Below are 16,348 nucleotides of genomic sequence, written 5' to 3' on the forward strand. Positions count from 1 at the left end.
CGGGCCAGACTGAACCTGCCAAGGCTGATGCAGACATGTCGGGGATGGATCACTCGACGATGGACATGTCGGGCATGGACCACAGCGGCATGGACATGTCCGGCATGGACCACGGCGCCGCGACGAAACCGGCGCCCCCGGCAACGCCTGCAACACCCGCGAAGGGCGAGGCGGCGATGTCGGGCATGGACCACAGCGCCATGGACATGTCGGGCATGGACCACGGCGCGATGGCGATGCCACCGGGCCAGACTGAACCTGCCAAGGCTGATGCAGACATGTCGGGGATGGATCACTCGACGATGGACATGTCGGGCATGGACCACAGCGGCATGGACATGTCCGGCATGGACCACGGCGCCGCGACGAAACCGGCGCCCCCGGCAACGCCTGCAACACCCGCGAAGGGCGAGGCGGCGATGTCGGGCATGGACCACAGCGCCATGGACATGTCGGGCATGGACCACGGCGCGATGGCGATGCCACCGGGCCAGACTGAACCTGCCAAGGCTGATGCAGACATGTCGGGGATGGATCACTCGACGATGGACATGTCGGGCATGGACCACAGCGGCATGGACATGTCCGGCATGGACCACCGCGCCATGGCGATGCCGGGGATGCAGGCACCCGCCGACCTCCCCGCCGATGCGGCCCCGCGCACGCCGATCCCGGCCGTGACCGAGGCCGATCGCGCGGCCGCGTTCATGCCGCTCGGTGCCGGTCACCCCGCCCACGACAAGCGCAGCAACTCGTTCTGGCTCGTCGATCGGCTCGAGGTTGCCGACACGGCGAAGTCCGGTGGCTGGGAAGGGCTTGCGTGGATCGGCGGCGACGTCCATCGCACGTGGCTGCGCACCGAAGGCGACGTCGAGGACGGCCGGGTGGAGCAGGGCAACCTGGAAGTGCTTTACGGCCGCAGCGTCACCCCGTGGTGGGACCTCGTGGCCGGCGTTCGCCAGGACGTCGGCGAGGGCCCGGATCGCACCTGGGCCGCCTTCGGCGTCCAGGGCCTGGCGCCCTACAAGTTCGAAGTCGAGGCCACCGCCTACATCGGCGGCAGCGGCCGCACCGCGGCGACGCTTGAAGCCGAGTACGACACGTTGCTGACCAACCGCTTGATCCTGCAGTGGCAGGGCGAAGCGAATCTCTACGGCAAGAGCGATCCCGCGCGCGGCCTGGGGTCCGGTCTGTCCACCGTCGAGGCCGGCGCACGTCTGCGCTACGAGATCACGCGTCGGTTTGCGCCCTACATCGGCGTCGAGGTCGAGCGCGCGTTCGGCGAGACCGCGCGTCTGCGGCGCGATGACGGCTTCGATGCCACCGACACCCGCGTCGTCGCGGGCATCCGTTTCTGGTTCTAGGGGAGGACCTTCCATGAGACCGCACCACCGCAAATGGGCCACGTCCGCCGTGTTCGCCGTCGCCGCGCTGGCACTTGCCACGGGCGCCGCGCTCGGCTTCGTGCGCGCCGGCGTCTACAACATCGCCGCCGACGATCCGCACTACCCGATGACCTACGCGATGCTCGAGCAACTGCGCGATGCATCGATCAAGAAGCGCGCCTCGCAGCTCACGCCGCCGAAGGACCTGATGAGCGAGGCGCGCATCCGGCAGGGCGCTGGCAACTACAACGCGATGTGCACGCAGTGCCATCTCGCGCCGGGTATGGCGGCGACGGAACTGTCCAAGGGGCTGTATCCCACGCCACCCAACCTGACCCGCGAAACGGTCGATGCGGCCGAGGCGTTCTGGACGATCAAGCACGGCATCAAGGCGTCGGGCATGCCGGCCTGGGGCACCAGCATGGGCGATGAGTACCTCTGGAACATGGCCGCGTTCCTGCAGCGCCTGCCCAAGCTCGACAAGGCCGGCTACGACGCGCTGGTGGCGACCAGCGGCGGCCATTCGCACGGTGGCGGGGAGACGGGTGAGGGCGCCGAACCCCATCACGGCGAAGGCGAGCCGTCGCACGAGGACATGGCGATGGACATGCCGATGCCCGGCGGCCACATGCATGCGCCCGGCGCGCCGGCGCATGACGACCCGGCGCCGACGCACACGCATGCCCCGGGCACGCCGCCGCATGACGACGCGCCGCCGGCCGGTTCCGCGCCCGCCCACACGCACGCACCCGGCACGCCGCCGCACACCGACGCACCCAGGCACGTCGATCCGCCCGGCACGCCGCCGCATTCGCATTGACCCAAGGGGAACCGCCATGAAGACCACGCTCTTGTTGACCGCGCTCCTGCTCGCTGCGCCGACCGCGCTTGCGCACGAGGGAAAGGCACATGCCGCGCCCGCGTCGACGCCGTCCAACAATGACGCGCTCGCGCCCGTGATCGCCACCGCCGAGCGCTTCGGCGCTGCTATCAAGGGCGCCGACTTCGACACCGTCCGCACGCTGCTCGACGAAAAGGTGCTGATCCTGGAAAGTGGCGGCGCCGAACGCTCGCTTGAGGAATACCTGGGTCACCACGCGATCGCCGATGCGGCGTTCCTCGCGGGCGCCACGGTCAAGGTGACCCACCGCGCGGGTGAGATGCAGGGCACCACCGCCTGGCTCGCGACCGAGAGCGAGATCACGCCTGCGGCCGGCAGCGATGCAAAACCGCTGCTGAGCACGGAAACGCTGGTGATGCGCAAGGCCGGCAATGCCTGGCGCATCGTGCACGTGCACTGGTCGTCCCGCACGAACAAGGCGGCCACGCCATGAGCCGGCTCGTGCTCATGGCCGCGCTCGCGTTGCCGGTGCTGGGCGCGTGCACGCCGGCGCCGGAGACCGCCACAGATGCCGCTCCGGTCACGCCGGTCGCTGCCGCAGAGCGCACGCCGGATGTGACAGGCCCTGTGAAAACGCCAACCAGTTCAGCGATCGCCGCGAACACGGCGAGCGCGTCCGGCCTTCCCATCGCGCTCGTGCACAAGAGCCCGACCTGCGGCTGCTGCACGGCATGGGTCGAGCACTTGCGCAAGGCAGGCTTCACCGTCGAGGTCGACCAGCGCGAGGACCTGGAGCCGTTGAAAAAGCGCCTGGGCGTGCCGCTGGGCAAGGGCTCGTGCCACACCGCCGAGATCGGCGGGCTCATCGTCGAGGGCCACGTGCCGGCCGAGGACATCAAGCGCCTGCTCGCGAACCGCGGCAGCGCGCGCGGCCTGGTCCTGCCCGGCATGCCGATGGGCTCGCCCGGCATGGAGGCCCCCGACGGGCGCGTGCAGCGCTACACGGTGGAGATGATCAATGCGGACGGTGGCACGACCCCGTTCGCCACGCATGGGGAGTAGCACCCGGGGCGGCGTGGCGGGCGCGCCGATCCACGCCCGCACCCACAAGGAGTTACCACCATGAGCCATCACACCGCCGAGCACCGCAGCACCGAGATGAACCAGTGCATCACCAACTGCTTCAACTGCGCCGCGATCTGCATCGAGACCATCAGCCACTGCCTCCAGATGGGCGGCGAGCACGCCAAGCCCGAGCACATCGGGCTGATGCAGACCTGCGCGGAGATCTGCACCGTGTCGGCCAACGCCATGCTGCGCGGCGTGCAGGCGCACACCGCCACGTGCGGCGCCTGCGCGGAGGTCTGCCGCATGTGCGCGCAGGCGTGCGAGTCGATGGGCGATGACGCGGCGATGCAGCGCTGCGCCGAAGCCTGTCGCCGCTGCGCGGAGAGCTGCCGTGCGATGTCCGGTGGCATGTAACCGCCCCATGCGAACGGCCCCGCCGAGGCGGGGCCGTTCCACGTGCGTGTCGCACCGGCGGTTACTTCTTCGCCGGCGCCTTGTACTTGGCCATGATCCGGATTTCCTCGGCCTGCGCCGCCTTCATCTTCTGCGCCAGGGCACGAAGCTCGGCGTTCTTGCCGTACTTGAGCAGCACGTCCGACATCTGGATCGCCTGCTGGTGATGCATCGTCATCATCGTGGCGAAGTCGGTGTCGACGTTGCCGGTCATGGGCATGGGTCCCTGCATGTGCATCTTCATGCCCTTCATCATGACCTCGTGCAGCTGCTTGCTGCCCTCGCTCATGTTGGCCATCCCGGCCATGTCGTGGTTCATGCCCGCCATCGAATGACTCTGCGCTGCGGGCTTCTTGTCGGTCTCGTGCGCGACCGCGATCGCCGCGCCGCCGAGCGTGGTGGCCAGTACGAGCGCGAGGACGGTCAGTCGGTTCTTGGTGCTCATGGTGATCTCCTTGCCGATCCGCCGGGGGTAGCGGTGGGCGTTGTTTCGCATCCGCGCGGTGCAAGTGCAGTGAACCGCACGCGTCAAACACCGGACTCTGGACTCGTGTCCCGAGTGCGCACTCAACACGATGGATCGGGGAGCACACGATCATGAAGATCGGCGAACTTGCGCGGCGCGTCGGGATTCCGATCGACACCGTCCGCTACTACGAACGCAACGGCCTGCTGCCACCGCCGGCGCGGCGTGCGTCCGGCTATCGCGAGTACGAGGAGGCCGACATTCCGCGCCTGCGCTTCGTGCTGCGTGCAAAGCAGCTCGGGTTCTCGCTCATCGAAATCCGCGAGCTGCTCGAGCTGTCCGACGAACACGTCGGCAACGTCGGCAACCTCAAAGCGGCGGCAAGCGCGAAGCTCGGCGAGATCGAGGATCGCATCGGCCAGCTCACCCGCATCCGCGACGCGCTGCGCACGATGATCCAGGCGTGCCCCGGACACGGTCCCGTGACCGAGTGCCCGATCCGTTCGGCGTTGCTCGACGATGAAAGGCCCCGCGCATGAGCCAGGCGCGCACCGCGACGGACCCGGTTTGCGGCATGCACGTGCCGCCCGACTCGCCGCATCGCTTCTCCTATGGCGGCGGTCTATTCGTGTTCTGCTCCGAGTCGTGTCGCGAGCGCTTTGCGCAGACACCGGATCGCTACCTTGTGTCGGCGTCGGCCGACGTTGCGGCCGCCTCACCGCCCGTTGCGTTCCCTGCGGTGGCTGCGCACCCGCACGCCGAGCCCTACGTGCACGCCCAGCCGCACAGGCACGCGCACACGGACGCCTCTGCCGCTACGCCGGTTGAAACGGTGAGGGCCGGCACGGTGTACACGTGCCCGATGCATCCGCAGATCCGGCAGGACGTGCCGGGCAGCTGTCCGATCTGCGGCATGGCGCTTGAGCCGTTGATGCCGACGGCCGACGAAGGTCCGGTGCCTGAACTCGTCGACTTCACGCGCCGGTTCTGGCGGACGCTGCCGCTGACCCTCGTCGTGCTGGTGCTCGCAATGGCGGGGCACCGGATTCCGGGGTTGTCCGCGGCCGCGCGCAGCTGGATTGAGTTGGTGCTGTCCACGCCGGTCGTGCTGTGGGCCGGCGCGCCTTTCTTCGTGCGCTGGGCGCACTCGATCGCGAACCGCAGTCCGAACATGTGGACGCTGATCGGCACCGGCGTGGGCGCGGCGTACCTCTACAGCGTCGTGGCCACCGTCGCGCCCGGGCTGGTCCCCGCAGCGTTCTATGCGCATGGCCGCGTCGGTGTGTACTTCGAGGCGGCCGCCGCGATCGTATCGCTCACGCTGCTCGGCCAGGTGCTCGAGCTTCGCGCGCGCTCGCAGACCTCGGGCGCGATCCGCGCGCTGCTGGGCCTCGCGCCCAAGACGGCGCGTCGGCTGGGCGCGGATGGGACCGAAGAAGACGTGGCGCTCGAGGCCGTGCAGGTCGGCGACTGCTTGCGCGTACGCCCCGGCGAGAAGGTGCCGGTCGATGGCGTCGTCCTGGAGGGGCAGTCGAACGTGGATGAGTCGATGCTCACCGGCGAACCGGTTCCGGTTTCGAAGGCGCCGGGCGCGAGCGTGATCGGCGCGACCTTGAACACCACCGGCAGCCTGGTCATCGAGGCGCGTGCGGTGGGCGAGGGCAGCGTGCTAGCGCAGATCGTGCAGCTGGTGGCCACTGCGCAGCGTTCGCGTGCGCCGCTGCAGCGCCTGGCCGATCGGGCCGCCTACTGGTTCGTGCTGGCCGTGCTCGCCATCGCGGTGGCCACGCTGCTGGTGTGGGGTTTGTTCGGCCCCGAGCCATCGTGGACCTACGGGCTACTCAACGCGGTGGCGGTGCTGATCATTGCGTGCCCGTGCGCGCTGGGCCTCGCCACGCCGATGTCGGTGATGGTCGCGACGGGCCGCGCCGCCCACGCCGGCGTGCTGTTCCGCGACGCGGAGGCGCTCGAGCGCCTGCGCGAGGTCGACACGCTGATTGTGGACAAGACCGGCACGCTAACTGAGGGCCGGGCCCGCTTTTTCGACCTGCTGGCCACCAACGGCTTTGTTGCGACCGACGTGCTGCGCCTGGCAGCCTCGCTGGATGCCGGCAGCGAGCATCCCCTCGCCGCGGCCATCGTCGCCGAGGCCCACGCGCGGCACCTGCCGCTGTCGCCGGCGGCCGGGTTCGAGTCGGTTACCGGGCTCGGGGTGCGCGGGCAGGTCGAGGGCCAGGCGTTGCGCTTGGGCAACACGCAGCTGATGGTCGATGCTGCGATCGATGTCACGCCGCTGCGCGAGGACGCCGAGCGCCTGCGCGGGCAGGGCGCCAGCGTTATGTTCCTGGCCGTGGACGGGCAAGCGGCGGGGCTGATCGCGGTCGCCGACCCGATCAAGGACAGTGCCGGTGTCGCCCTGCGTGAGCTGCTCCAGGTCGGGATCCGGGTCGTGATGGCGACCGGCGACGGCGTCACCACCGCGCAGGCCGTCGCGCGCACGCTCGGCATCGAGGAGGTGCACGGCGAGGTCCGGCCCGAGGACAAGGCCGCGCTGGTGGCCGAGCTCAAGGCGCAGGGCCGCGTGGTCGCGATGGCCGGCGACGGCATCAACGATGCACCCGCGCTTGCCGCAAGCGACGTCGGCATTGCGATGGGCACCGGCACGGACGTGGCCATGTCGACGGCGCACGTGACGCTGGTGCGCGGTGACCTGCGGGCCATTGCGCGTGCGCGGCACATTTCGCAGGCGACGGTCTCCAACATGCGACAGAACCTCGCGTTTGCGCTGGTCTACAACGCGCTCGGCGTGCCGCTGGCCGCGGGCGTGCTTTACCCGGTCACCGGCTGGCTGTTGAGCCCGATGATCGCCGCGCTCGCCATGAGCCTGTCCTCGTTCTCGGTCGTGGCCAATGCGCTACGGCTCAACCGCATTACCGAACCCGCGACGCCGGCGCCGCCGTCGCCGCCCCCCTCGCAGCGCGCGTCATGCCATTGACCCTCGTTCCCGATGGCATGCCGCGCTGCACCTGTTCCCGACCGACCCGGTCTTTCCCCCAAGGAGTCACCCCATGAAGACGATCCTGCTAGTCCCCCTGCTGCTCGGCACCACGCTCGCGCTCGGCGCGTGCGCCAACAACGCCGATACCAACGCGGACACCGCGTCGGCGACGCCCACAACGGATGCGGCCGCCGCCGCACCGGCGGCCACGCCGGCCACGACCGATGCGACCGCGAGCACAACCGCCGACGCGGCACCGGGCGCCGCCGACCCGATGGCGGGCATGAGCGCGCAGGAGCACGCGGCGATGGACGCGGCCACCAAGGCCCACGGCGACGGACATGCCGCGGCGGACGCCGCCAAGGGCGCGACCGGCATGAGCACCAGCACGCAGGCCGGCTGGTACACCGCCGGCACGTTCCGCGCCTGCGGCAGTGCGCAGGCGATGAAGGTCGACAACACGGCCGAGATCGACGCGCAGATCAAGAAGGGCGGCATGAATGCTGGCGATCCGGTCTACGTGCAGGTCGAAGGCATGCCGATGGGCCAGAGCTACATGCTCACACGCGTGGTGCAGGTCGGCTCCAAGACGCCGGTACGCGACTGCCCGATGACGGGCACCACGACGCAGACCGGCGGCTGAGCCTGCGGCGGCGCCCGCACCGGGCGCCGCCCTTCAACGGAGAATGGCGATGAACATGGATCCGCACGCCGCGCATGGCGCACCGTCGACCACCGCCGGCGGCGCGAAAGCACCGTCGCACTACCGGCGCCTGGCGCTGATGGCGCTGGTCTCGTTCGCGGTGATGTACGTGCTGATGTACGCGATGGTCGACTCGATCGGCAGCGTGTACATGAGTTCGAACCAGGTCTACATGGCGGGCCTGATGGCCGCGCCGATGGTGGCGATCGAGCTCGCGCTGATGGGCATGATGTATCGCGACCGCCGGCTCAACGCGATCCTGATCGGCGCAAGCCTTCTGCTGACCGCCGTGCTCTGGATGTTGATCCGCACGCAGGCGGGCATCGGCGATCGGCAGTTCCTACGCTCGATGATCCCGCACCACTCCGGCGCGATCCTGATGTGCGGCAAGGCGAAGATCACCGACCCGCGCATCAAGGCGCTGTGCGCCGACATCATGGTCGGCCAGCGCCGCGAAATCGACCAGATGAAGGCCCTGCTGGCCGAAGGCGCGCGCTGATGGAGGACGCCGAGTTCCGGCAGTACGTGCAGGCCACGCAGCAGATGATCGGCCAGCTGCATGGGCGGGTCGGCCAGCTCAACGACACGCTCGGCGGCGTGCAGTCGGCGCTGACCGCGAGCGGGGCGGCGGCGACGCAGCAGATCCAGCTCGCGGCCGGTGCCTACGACATGGCGTACCTGGCCGTGCGCGCGATGGCGGACATGAGCCCGGAATTCCGCACGGTGCTGCTGCGCATCGCGCAGGAGCCGGCCATCGTCGAGGCGGCGCAAGGCCACCGCGACGCGCTGCGCGAGGCGCTCGCGGGTGCGCACCGCGCGCTGGGCGAGCGCCCCCGGTTGCGGCCCGTGCCGCCGGATGCCGATGCCTGAGGCGGGGCGGGGCACGGAGGCGGGGTCGACGACGCCACCCCGCAACGGGCGCGCCTGGCGCCAGCTCCACCGCGTGCTTGCGCTGGTGGTGGGGCTGCAGGCGCTGTTGTGGATGGCCAGCGGCCTGTACATGACGGCGATCTCCATCGACGTCATCCACGGCGACCACGTGACCCGTCATCGGCCCGCACTGCTGCCCGCCGGGCCCTTCGTCCCGCCCGCCACCGATGACGCGGTCGAGGCCGTGCGGCTCAAGGCGCTCGCCGACGGACGCGCCGTCTACGAGATCCGCGGGGCCGGCCGCACGCAGTTGCAGGACGCACGCACCGGCGCATCGATCGCCCCGCTCGACGCGGCCGGCGCGCGTGCACTCGCCCAACAGCTCTACACCGGCCAAGGCGCGATCGCCGATGTGCGCTGGCTGACGCACGCTCCGCGCGAGGTGGGCTCGCGCCCGGCGCCGATGTGGCAGGTCACCTTCGACGATGCGATCGCCACGACGCTGTACCTCGCGCCGGACACGCACGAACGGCTGGCCACGCGCCACGATCTGTGGCGCGCGTTCGACGTGCTGTGGATGCTGCACATCATGGATTACCGCGAGCGCGAGGACATCGGCACGCCGTGGCTTCGCGTGCTGGCCGCCCTCGGCCTTGCCTTCGCACTCGCGGGCGTGGGCCTGTTGCGTTTCACCGTCGGGCGGCGTCGATGAAGCCGTGGCTCGCGCGCGTGCATCGCTGGCTGGGCCTCGTCATCGGCCTGCAGGTCGTGCTGTGGCTCGCCAGTGGGTTGACGATGAGCCTGCTCGATCCGGCCGCGGTCGAAGGCGCCGCGACGCGCGCGCCGGCGCCGGCGACGCGCACGTGGCCTCAAGGCACCCGCACGCCCGGAGAGATCCTGGCCGCGCATGGACGATCCGCCGAGCGCATCGAGTCCGCATGGCTGCTGGACACGCCGGTCTGGCGCGTGAGCCACGGCGAGACCAGCGTGCTGCGCGATGCCTATACCGGCGCGACGATCGAGATCGACCCCGCGACCGCGCGCACGATCGCCAGTCGCGACTACAGCGGCGCCGTAGGGCCCGGCACGCCGGAGCGACTGGAGCGCGCGCCGCTCGAGGCGCGCGGCCACGCCGGCCCGCTCTGGCGAGTTCCGTTCGCCGACGACGCCCACACCACGCTCTACGTCAGCGCGCAGGACGGCCGGATTCTCGAGCGCCGCACCGACGCGTTCCGGTGGTTCGACATCGCCTGGATGCTGCACATCATGGATTACACCGGGCGCGCCGACTTCAACCACCCGCTGGTGGTGGCCACCGCGGGCGGGGGTGTGCTGCTGGCGATCAGCGGCCTGTGGCTGCTGGGTTTCAGCGTCGCGCAGGGCGAGCTGCGGCCGCGCGCATGGCGCCGCCGCGGTGGGCTGCGCGTGCTGCACGCCGACGATGCACTCGGCGTTACGGTGCCGGCGCGCGAAGGTGAAACGGTCCTTGCGGCGCTCGCCCGTGCCGGGCTGCACCTGCCGTCGCAGTGCGGGGGCGGGCAGACCTGCGGCCAATGCGCGGTCAAGGTCGACGGCCGCGTGCCGCGGCCGGGTGCGGGCGATCGGGCGCGGCTGCCGCGCGAGCGCCTGATCCATGGCGAACGCCTCGCATGCGCGTTGCCCGTGCGCGAGGGCCTGTCGGTGCACGTGCCGACGCGCGACGCCATGGCCTTGCATGTGGCGCGCATCGAGCGCATCACCCCGATCAGCCCGACGCTGCGCGAGATCGTGCTGCGACCGGCGTCCGCGCTGCCGCCGCTGGCGGCCGGCCAGTTCATCGAGCTCGACATCCCGGCCTTCGAGGTCGACGCGGAGGCGGTCTCCGACCCGCGCGCGCCGTTGCCGGCGTCACTGCTCGCGCATGCGCGTCCAATCGCGTTCGCGCGCAGCCTGGTGCGCGCGTACTCGCCCAGCCTGACCCCGAGCCTGAGTGACGGCGCGTTGCCCCTTCTTGTGCGCCTGGAGCACGGCCTGCCCGACGCCGGCTGGATCGGACGCGGGTCGGGTTATCTCTTCAGCCGTCGAGTCGGGGATCGAATGCAGTTCCGTGGGCCGTTCGGCGCGTTCCGGCTCAAGCCGGGGACGCGCGAGAAGATTTTCATCGGCGGGGGCGCGGGCGTCGCGCCGCTTCGCGCGATGCTCTGGGAGCGTCTTGAGGCCGGCGGCCGCGAGCGCATGCACCTGTGGATCGGCGCGCGCACCCCCGATGAGGTGCCGTATCACGAGGAGCTGCTGGCGCTCGACGCCGCGCATCCGCATGTGGACGTGCACGTCGTGTACTCCGAGTGGGGCAACGCCACCGGCGGGCCACGCTGGATCCACGAGGCGGTATACGACGGGTTGCTGCATTCGCACGGCGCCCTCGCCGAGTGCGAGTTCTACCTGTGTGGTCCGCCCGCCATGCTGGACGCGGCACGGTCCCTGCTGGCGGACATCGGCGTGGAGCCCGCACGCATCGCCTATGACGACTTCGGCTGACGCTGCCTTGGCGTCAAGTCGCGAATGCCGGGCGAGCGCAACCGCGTGCAGCAACCTCCCGGCCGTGGCGGGCACCGCCGCTATGTGCTCCGTGCGGCAATCCGGCCGGGCTCGCGACCGATGGAGCGTGCTCCCCACGCAGTCCGACGGTCACCGGGACGGTTTCTGCGAGCGGCGCCGCGGCGGCGTGGCGATCACCGACGCCTACGCGTCGCGCTCTAACCCTTTGAATTCCAGGAGGCACCATGCAAAAGAGCGCGGGTTTTGGGCAATTCGCGGTTCCCGTGGGCATGGCGCTGGCCACTGCCACGCCCGCTGTGGTGGTCCGCTTGGGCGGGCTGGCGCTGGCGCCGCTGCTTGGTGCCGCCCTGTTCGGCGTGGCAATTCTCGCCGCCGGCTTTCTCCTGTCCTGGGGTGCGGAGGCCGCCGAGCGCTACCTCGCCACCGGCTTCATCGTGGCGCTGGTGGCGCTGGTCACGGTCCTGCCCGAATACGCGGTCGACTTCTACTACGCCCTTCGCGCCGGACAGGACCCCGCGTCGGGCTACGTGGCCTACGCGGCGGCCAACATGACCGGCGCCAATCGCATGCTCATCGGGCTCGCATGGCCACTGATGGTGGGCCTGCATGCCTGGCGCTCGCACGAGCGCGGGATCGCGCTGCTGCGCGAAAACGCGGTGGAGTTCATGTTCCTGGCGATCGCAAGCCTCTATGCCTTCGTGATCGTGTGGAAGAACACGATCAGCGTGGTTGATTTCGTTGTGCTCGCTACGTTGTTCGGCGCGTATTTGTGGCGCACGTCGCGCGCCTCCAACGAAGACGATGAGCCGGAGAGTGAGGAACCCGGGCCCGGCGCTGTGATCGCCAAGCTGCGACCGGGCGCGCGGTGGGCCACCATGGGCGCGATGACGGTGCTCTCGGCGGCCATCATCCTGCTCTCGGCGGAGCCGTTTGCCGAGGCGCTCGTGGCATCCGGCCGACGTTTGGGGATGGACGAGTTCCTGCTGATCCAATGGCTCGCGCCGCTGGCCAGCGAAGCGCCGGCGGTGGCGATCGCGGTGCTTTTCGTTCTGGACGGCCGCGCGCGGGCGGCGCTGTCGACAATGATCAGCGACAAGATCAACCAGTGGACCCTGCTGGTGGGCATGTTGCCCATTGCGATGAGCGTGGGCGCGGGCCATCTCGTCGCGTTACCCCTGGATGCGCGACAGCACGAAGAGTTCCTGCTGACGGCCGCACAGTCGCTGTTCGCGCTCACGCTTTTGATGCGCCTGCGCCTGAGCATGGCCAGCGCGGCGATCTTGGCGACCCTGTTCGTCGTGCAGGTGCTCGTGGCGTTCTTCTACCGCGCCGATCCGGTGCGGGAAGTCGCGATGCTGACCTATGCCGCCTACATCTACCTCGGCCTCGCCGCGCTTCTGTTCCTGGCCCAGGTGCGACGACTTCCCGGCCTCGTGCACGCCGGGCTGCGTCCCGAGCCCGGCGGCGCTGCCGCGGATTCGCCCGTCGCTTGACCCCGTAGCGGCTACGGACCGTACCGTCGGCGCTTCCGGTCCAGGAGCACGACCATGCCCAGCGATTTCGACGTTGCCGTGATCGGCGGCGGCCCCGCCGGCTACCCACTCGCGTTGCGGGCAGGACAGCTCGGACTCAAGGTGGTGTGTATCGAGCAACGCCGCCGCCTCGGCGGAACCTGCCTCAATGTCGGGTGCATCCCGTCGAAGGCGCTGCTGGAATCGTCCGAGCGATTCGCCGCCGCATCGCACGAATTCGCGGCACATGGCGTCGAATTCGAGGGGCTGCGACTGAACCTGGCGCGGATGCTCGCGCACAAGGACGAGGTCGTCGCCGGGCTCGGCCGCGGGATCGACGGCTTGCTGCGCAAGCAGGGCGTTGAGCGTCGGATCGGCACGGGCCGGCTGCTCGAGCCCGGTCGCATCGAGATCACCGGCGAGGACGGCAGCAAGGACATCATCACCGCCCGCTCGGTGGTGACCGCCACCGGTTCCGAAAGCGCGCCGCTTGCGAACGTCGCGGTCGACGAGGACCGCATCGTGTCGTCGACCGGTGCATTGTCATTTCCCGAAGTGCCGCAGCACCTGGTCGTCGTGGGCGCGGGTTACGTCGGCCTCGAACTGGGCTCGGTCTGGCGCCGCCTCGGCGCGCGCGTCACGGTCGTGGAATACCTGGACCGCATCACCCCCGGCATGGACACCGAGATCGCGGGCGTGCTGTACAAGGCGCTGGCGGATCAGGGCATCGAGTTCCGGCTCGGACAGAAAGTGACCGGTGCCACCGTCGAGGGGAGCGGCGTCACTCTGACCGTCGAGCCGGCGGCTGGCGGGGCGCTTGAGGCGCTGCAGGCCGACCGTGTGCTGGTCGCCATCGGACGACGTCCCCACACGGCGGGTCTCGATCTCGAAGCACTTGGGATCGAGCGCGATGCACGCGGCTTCATCCGCGTCGATTCGCGTTTTAAGACCAACGCGGCGGGGGTCTATGCGATTGGGGACGTCATCGGCGGCCCGATGCTGGCCCACAAGGCGAGCGAAGAGGGCGTCGCCCTCGCCGAACAGCTGGCCGGCCTTCCGGGCCACGTGAACTACGCTGCGATCCCGGCGGTGATCTACACCGCGCCGGAAGTTGGATCAGTGGGCCAGACCGAGGAGCAATTGCGCGACGCCGGCATCGCCTACCGGGTGGGCCGATTTCCCTTCGCCGCCAATGCCCGCGCGCGTGCCAAGGCGCAGACGGACGGGCTCGCCAAGGTGCTTGCGGACGCGACGACCGACCGCATCCTTGGCGTGCATATCGTCGGACCGGAGGCGGGATCATTGATCCACGAGGCCGTGGTGGCGATGGAGTTCAACGGCTCGGCGGACGACGTCGCGCGCAGTTGCCACGCGCACCCGACCCTGCCCGAAGCGCTCAAGGAAGCCGCCATGGCCGTCAACGGCTGGGCACGGCACATCTAGGGCGGGTCGCGGTAGCCGTTGCTGATCGGATAACGACGCTCACGACCGAACGCGCGTCGCGTGAGCTTCGGCCCGGGGGCGGCTTGATGTCGCTTCCATTCGGACGTGCGCACCAGCTTGAGCACGTTCTCGACGGTGCCCGCATCGAACCCCGCCGCCACGATCTCATCGCGCGACTGCTCGCCATCGACATGGCGCTGGAGAATGGCGTCGAGCACGTGGTAGGGCGGCAGCGAATCCTCGTCCTTCTGGTTTTCGCGCAGCTCGGCCGAAGGCGGCCGTTCGATCGCCCCTTCGGGAATCACCGCGTCGCCGACGGTATTGCGCCAACGGGCGAGGCGGAACACGTCCGTCTTGTAGACGTCCTTGATCGGCGCATAGCCGCCGGCCATGTCGCCGTAGATCGTCGCGTAGCCCACGGCGTATTCGCTCTTGTTGCCGGTGGTGAGCAACAAGCCGCCAAACTTGTTCGACAGCGCCATCAACATCGCGCCGCGAATGCGCGACTGAAGATTTTCCTCGGTCGTGTCGACGTCGCGACCCTCGAACGTATGGGCGAGCGTGTCGAGATAACCCTCGAACGGCTTGGCGATCGGGAGCGTCAGCATGGTGACGCCCTGCCGTTCGCACTGGTCGGCGGCGAGGTCGTTCGACAGCCCGGCGGTATAGCGCGACGGCAGCCGCACCGCTGTGACGTTCTCCGGGCCCAGCGCATCGACCGCGACTGCAAGCACCAGCGACGAGTCGATGCCGCCCGACAGCCCGAGCCAGACCTTGTCGAAACCGTTCTTGCGGCAGTAGTCGCGCGTGCCGCGCACCATCGCGCGGTACATCAAGCCGATCGTGCTTTCGTCGGCGTCGGTCGGCCAGGACGCCCGGTCAAACCGCCCGGTGTTCGCGTGGAAGTCCGCCACCAGCAACTGCGCAGTAAAGCTGGTCGCAGCCGGATGCACGCTGCCGTCCGCGTCGGCCAGCAGGCTCGCGCCATCGAACACCGTGTCGTCCTGCCCACCCACGACATTGACGTAGGCGATCGCGCAGCCCGCGCCGGCGGCCCGCTCGGCCAGCAAGGCATCGCGCTCGGCGTGCTTGTCGCGCTCGAACGGCGAAGCATTGGGCACCACGACCAGCGCCGCGCCGGCTGCTGCGGTCTCGAGCATGGGCTCCAGGCCCCACAGGTCCTGGCAGATCAAAAGACCGATCGGCACGCCGTCGACGTCGAACACGCACACGCCACCGTCGGGATCCACCTCGAAATAGCGGCGCTCATCGAACACCGCGTGGTTGGGCAGGTCACGCTTGCGATACGTGGCCTCGATGCGCCCGTCCCGGAGCACGCTCGCCGCGTTGTAAACCACCGCGCCGGCGGCCTCGGGCCAGCCGACCACCGCGGTGATGCCGTGGACCTGCGCGGCCAGCCGCGTCACGGCGGCGGTGCAGTCGGCCAGGAACTGCGGTCGCAGCAGCAGGTCCTCGGGCGAGTAACCGCTGACGCACAACTCGGGGAAGACGACCAGCTGCGCACCGTGCACGTCGCGCGCGCGCGCGATCAGCGAGCCGATCTGCTCGGCGTTCGACGCGATCGCGCCCACGGGAAAATCGAACTGCGCGAGCGCGATGCGCAGCGTCATCGCGCCTTCGCCAACGCGCGACGGGGCGCGGCGTCTTTCAGCGCGCTCAGCACCGTGCAGTGGGCGCGGTCGCCACCCCGACAGCCGCTGATCGCGCGCTCCAGCTCCTGCGCGACGCGCTTGAGATCCTCCATGCGCGCATACACGGCCGCCAGATGCGTCTGCGCCAGCGCAGTGACCTGCTCGCAGGTGAGCGAGGGGTCCTGATCGAGCTGCAGCAGGCTGCGGATCTCGTCCAGGCTGAAGCCCAGATCCCGGCTGCGGGTAATGAAGCGGATCCGCTCCACGTCGGCCTCGGCGTAGTCGCGGTAGCCGGATTCCGTCCGGGCCGGCGGCGGCAGCAGGCCGATGCGTTCGTAATACCGCACGGTCTCGAGGTGGCAGCCGGACACCCGGGCGGCGTCACTGATTTTCATTCGCATCTGTTGACTCTGTAGGAGC

Annotated in this window: 19 protein-coding genes; 14 read left to right on the forward strand and 5 right to left on the reverse strand. The window is 69.7% G+C overall.

The window, feature by feature from the left end; genetic code table 11:
* Positions 1–49 precede the first annotated feature (49 nt).
* Positions 50–217, reverse strand: coding sequence for a hypothetical protein (locus tag EVS83_RS15610; RefSeq protein ID WP_166636812.1), 168 nt, complete (start codon positions 215–217; stop codon positions 50–52).
* Between the two features lie 75 nt (positions 218–292).
* The gene (locus EVS83_RS15615; protein WP_166636812.1) at positions 293–460 is read right to left on the reverse strand and encodes a hypothetical protein; all 168 of its coding nucleotides are present in this window, start codon (positions 458–460) and stop codon (positions 293–295) included.
* A gap of 61 nt (positions 461–521) precedes the next feature.
* Between EVS83_RS15615 and EVS83_RS05425 the strand changes: the two genes are divergently transcribed.
* Genes EVS83_RS05425 through EVS83_RS05445 form a run of 5 tightly spaced genes read left to right on the forward strand, consistent with a single transcriptional unit; the run spans position 522 to position 3,708 of the window.
* Complete coding sequence (locus EVS83_RS05425) at positions 522–1,364, forward strand: copper resistance protein B (protein ID WP_246022785.1); 843 nt, start codon at positions 522–524, stop codon at positions 1,362–1,364.
* Positions 1,365–1,377: 13 nt separating this feature from the next.
* A complete protein-coding gene (locus EVS83_RS05430; protein WP_133500022.1) occupies positions 1,378–2,205 on the forward strand; it encodes a c-type cytochrome in 828 nt (275 codons plus the stop codon).
* A 16-nt stretch (positions 2,206–2,221) separates the two neighbouring features.
* On the forward strand, positions 2,222–2,719 hold the full coding sequence (locus EVS83_RS05435) for a YybH family protein (RefSeq protein WP_166636813.1): 498 nt from the start codon (positions 2,222–2,224) through the stop codon (positions 2,717–2,719).
* Entirely contained in the window at positions 2,716–3,288 is a 573-nt protein-coding gene (locus EVS83_RS05440; RefSeq protein ID WP_246022786.1) for a DUF411 domain-containing protein, read from the forward strand. The genes EVS83_RS05435 and EVS83_RS05440 overlap by 4 nt, the downstream gene beginning before the upstream one ends.
* A 60-nt stretch (positions 3,289–3,348) precedes the next feature.
* On the forward strand, positions 3,349–3,708 hold the full coding sequence (locus EVS83_RS05445; protein ID WP_133500024.1) for a four-helix bundle copper-binding protein: 360 nt from the start codon (positions 3,349–3,351) through the stop codon (positions 3,706–3,708).
* Between the two features lie 61 nt (positions 3,709–3,769).
* On the opposite strand, the gene EVS83_RS05450 is transcribed toward EVS83_RS05445, so the two are convergent.
* A complete protein-coding gene (locus EVS83_RS05450; protein WP_166636814.1) occupies positions 3,770–4,192 on the reverse strand; it encodes a DUF305 domain-containing protein in 423 nt (140 codons plus the stop codon).
* Positions 4,193–4,344: 152 nt separating this feature from the next.
* Between EVS83_RS05450 and EVS83_RS05455 the strand changes: the two genes are divergently transcribed.
* From EVS83_RS05455 to lpdA, 9 genes are all read left to right on the forward strand, one after another.
* A complete protein-coding gene (locus EVS83_RS05455; RefSeq protein ID WP_133500026.1) occupies positions 4,345–4,752 on the forward strand; it encodes a heavy metal-responsive transcriptional regulator in 408 nt (135 codons plus the stop codon).
* Positions 4,749–7,208, forward strand: a complete 2,460-nt coding sequence (locus EVS83_RS05460; RefSeq protein ID WP_133500027.1) for a heavy metal translocating P-type ATPase — start codon at positions 4,749–4,751, stop codon at positions 7,206–7,208. Before EVS83_RS05455 ends, EVS83_RS05460 begins: the two co-directional genes overlap by 4 nt.
* Before the next feature lie 73 nt (positions 7,209–7,281).
* The gene (locus tag EVS83_RS05465; protein WP_133500028.1) at positions 7,282–7,854 is read left to right on the forward strand and encodes a hypothetical protein; all 573 of its coding nucleotides are present in this window, start codon (positions 7,282–7,284) and stop codon (positions 7,852–7,854) included.
* A gap of 49 nt (positions 7,855–7,903) precedes the next feature.
* Positions 7,904–8,413, forward strand: coding sequence for a DUF305 domain-containing protein (locus EVS83_RS05470; RefSeq protein WP_246022787.1), 510 nt, complete (start codon positions 7,904–7,906; stop codon positions 8,411–8,413).
* Positions 8,413–8,784: a hypothetical protein gene (locus EVS83_RS05475; protein WP_133500029.1), complete on the forward strand. Its 372-nt coding sequence runs from the start codon at positions 8,413–8,415 to the stop codon at positions 8,782–8,784. Before EVS83_RS05470 ends, EVS83_RS05475 begins: the two co-directional genes overlap by 1 nt.
* A complete protein-coding gene (locus EVS83_RS05480) occupies positions 8,777–9,496 on the forward strand; it encodes a hypothetical protein (protein ID WP_166636815.1) in 720 nt (239 codons plus the stop codon). The genes EVS83_RS05475 and EVS83_RS05480 overlap by 8 nt, the downstream gene beginning before the upstream one ends.
* Positions 9,493–11,301, forward strand: a complete 1,809-nt coding sequence (locus EVS83_RS05485; protein WP_133500031.1) for a 2Fe-2S iron-sulfur cluster binding domain-containing protein — start codon at positions 9,493–9,495, stop codon at positions 11,299–11,301. Before EVS83_RS05480 ends, EVS83_RS05485 begins: the two co-directional genes overlap by 4 nt.
* Positions 11,302–11,546: 245 nt before the next feature.
* Positions 11,547–12,815 (forward strand): sodium:proton exchanger, encoded by a 1,269-nt coding sequence (locus tag EVS83_RS05490; protein ID WP_133500032.1) that lies wholly within the window; start codon positions 11,547–11,549, stop codon positions 12,813–12,815.
* 54 nt (positions 12,816–12,869) lie between these two features.
* Complete coding sequence (gene lpdA, locus EVS83_RS05495) at positions 12,870–14,276, forward strand: dihydrolipoyl dehydrogenase (RefSeq protein WP_133500033.1); 1,407 nt, start codon at positions 12,870–12,872, stop codon at positions 14,274–14,276.
* Here the strand turns inward: lpdA and EVS83_RS05500 are convergent.
* Both EVS83_RS05500 and EVS83_RS05505 read right to left on the reverse strand, forming a co-directional pair.
* Positions 14,273–15,907, reverse strand: coding sequence for an NAD+ synthase (locus tag EVS83_RS05500; RefSeq protein ID WP_133500034.1), 1,635 nt, complete (start codon positions 15,905–15,907; stop codon positions 14,273–14,275). The genes lpdA and EVS83_RS05500 overlap by 4 nt on opposite strands.
* On the reverse strand, positions 15,904–16,329 hold the full coding sequence (locus EVS83_RS05505; RefSeq protein ID WP_246022788.1) for a MerR family transcriptional regulator: 426 nt from the start codon (positions 16,327–16,329) through the stop codon (positions 15,904–15,906). The genes EVS83_RS05500 and EVS83_RS05505 overlap by 4 nt, the downstream gene beginning before the upstream one ends.
* Positions 16,330–16,348 lie beyond the last annotated feature (19 nt).

The sequence above is a fragment of the Cognatilysobacter terrigena genome, assembly GCF_004361065.1.
Lineage (GTDB): Bacteria > Pseudomonadota > Gammaproteobacteria > Xanthomonadales > Xanthomonadaceae > Cognatilysobacter > Cognatilysobacter terrigena.

What these genes read in the sequence shown, in the direction of transcription:
- EVS83_RS15610 (WP_166636812.1), bottom strand. Translation starts at nt 217, where the DNA reads ATGCCCGACATGTCCATGGCGCTGTGGTCCATGCCCGACATCGCCGCC.
- EVS83_RS15615 (WP_166636812.1), bottom strand. Translation starts at nt 460, where the DNA reads ATGCCCGACATGTCCATGGCGCTGTGGTCCATGCCCGACATCGCCGCC.
- EVS83_RS05425 (WP_246022785.1), top strand. Translation starts at nt 522, where the DNA reads ATGTCGGGGATGGATCACTCGACGATGGACATGTCGGGCATGGACCAC.
- EVS83_RS05430 (WP_133500022.1), top strand. Translation starts at nt 1,378, where the DNA reads ATGAGACCGCACCACCGCAAATGGGCCACGTCCGCCGTGTTCGCCGTC.
- EVS83_RS05435 (WP_166636813.1), top strand. Translation starts at nt 2,222, where the DNA reads ATGAAGACCACGCTCTTGTTGACCGCGCTCCTGCTCGCTGCGCCGACC.
- EVS83_RS05440 (WP_246022786.1), top strand. Translation starts at nt 2,716, where the DNA reads ATGAGCCGGCTCGTGCTCATGGCCGCGCTCGCGTTGCCGGTGCTGGGC.
- EVS83_RS05445 (WP_133500024.1), top strand. Translation starts at nt 3,349, where the DNA reads ATGAGCCATCACACCGCCGAGCACCGCAGCACCGAGATGAACCAGTGC.
- EVS83_RS05450 (WP_166636814.1), bottom strand. Translation starts at nt 4,192, where the DNA reads ATGAGCACCAAGAACCGACTGACCGTCCTCGCGCTCGTACTGGCCACC.
- EVS83_RS05455 (WP_133500026.1), top strand. Translation starts at nt 4,345, where the DNA reads ATGAAGATCGGCGAACTTGCGCGGCGCGTCGGGATTCCGATCGACACC.
- EVS83_RS05460 (WP_133500027.1), top strand. Translation starts at nt 4,749, where the DNA reads ATGAGCCAGGCGCGCACCGCGACGGACCCGGTTTGCGGCATGCACGTG.
- EVS83_RS05465 (WP_133500028.1), top strand. Translation starts at nt 7,282, where the DNA reads ATGAAGACGATCCTGCTAGTCCCCCTGCTGCTCGGCACCACGCTCGCG.
- EVS83_RS05470 (WP_246022787.1), top strand. Translation starts at nt 7,904, where the DNA reads ATGAACATGGATCCGCACGCCGCGCATGGCGCACCGTCGACCACCGCC.
- EVS83_RS05475 (WP_133500029.1), top strand. Translation starts at nt 8,413, where the DNA reads ATGGAGGACGCCGAGTTCCGGCAGTACGTGCAGGCCACGCAGCAGATG.
- EVS83_RS05480 (WP_166636815.1), top strand. Translation starts at nt 8,777, where the DNA reads ATGCCTGAGGCGGGGCGGGGCACGGAGGCGGGGTCGACGACGCCACCC.
- EVS83_RS05485 (WP_133500031.1), top strand. Translation starts at nt 9,493, where the DNA reads ATGAAGCCGTGGCTCGCGCGCGTGCATCGCTGGCTGGGCCTCGTCATC.
- EVS83_RS05490 (WP_133500032.1), top strand. Translation starts at nt 11,547, where the DNA reads ATGCAAAAGAGCGCGGGTTTTGGGCAATTCGCGGTTCCCGTGGGCATG.
- lpdA (WP_133500033.1), top strand. Translation starts at nt 12,870, where the DNA reads ATGCCCAGCGATTTCGACGTTGCCGTGATCGGCGGCGGCCCCGCCGGC.
- EVS83_RS05500 (WP_133500034.1), bottom strand. Translation starts at nt 15,907, where the DNA reads ATGACGCTGCGCATCGCGCTCGCGCAGTTCGATTTTCCCGTGGGCGCG.
- EVS83_RS05505 (WP_246022788.1), bottom strand. Translation starts at nt 16,329, where the DNA reads ATGCGAATGAAAATCAGTGACGCCGCCCGGGTGTCCGGCTGCCACCTC.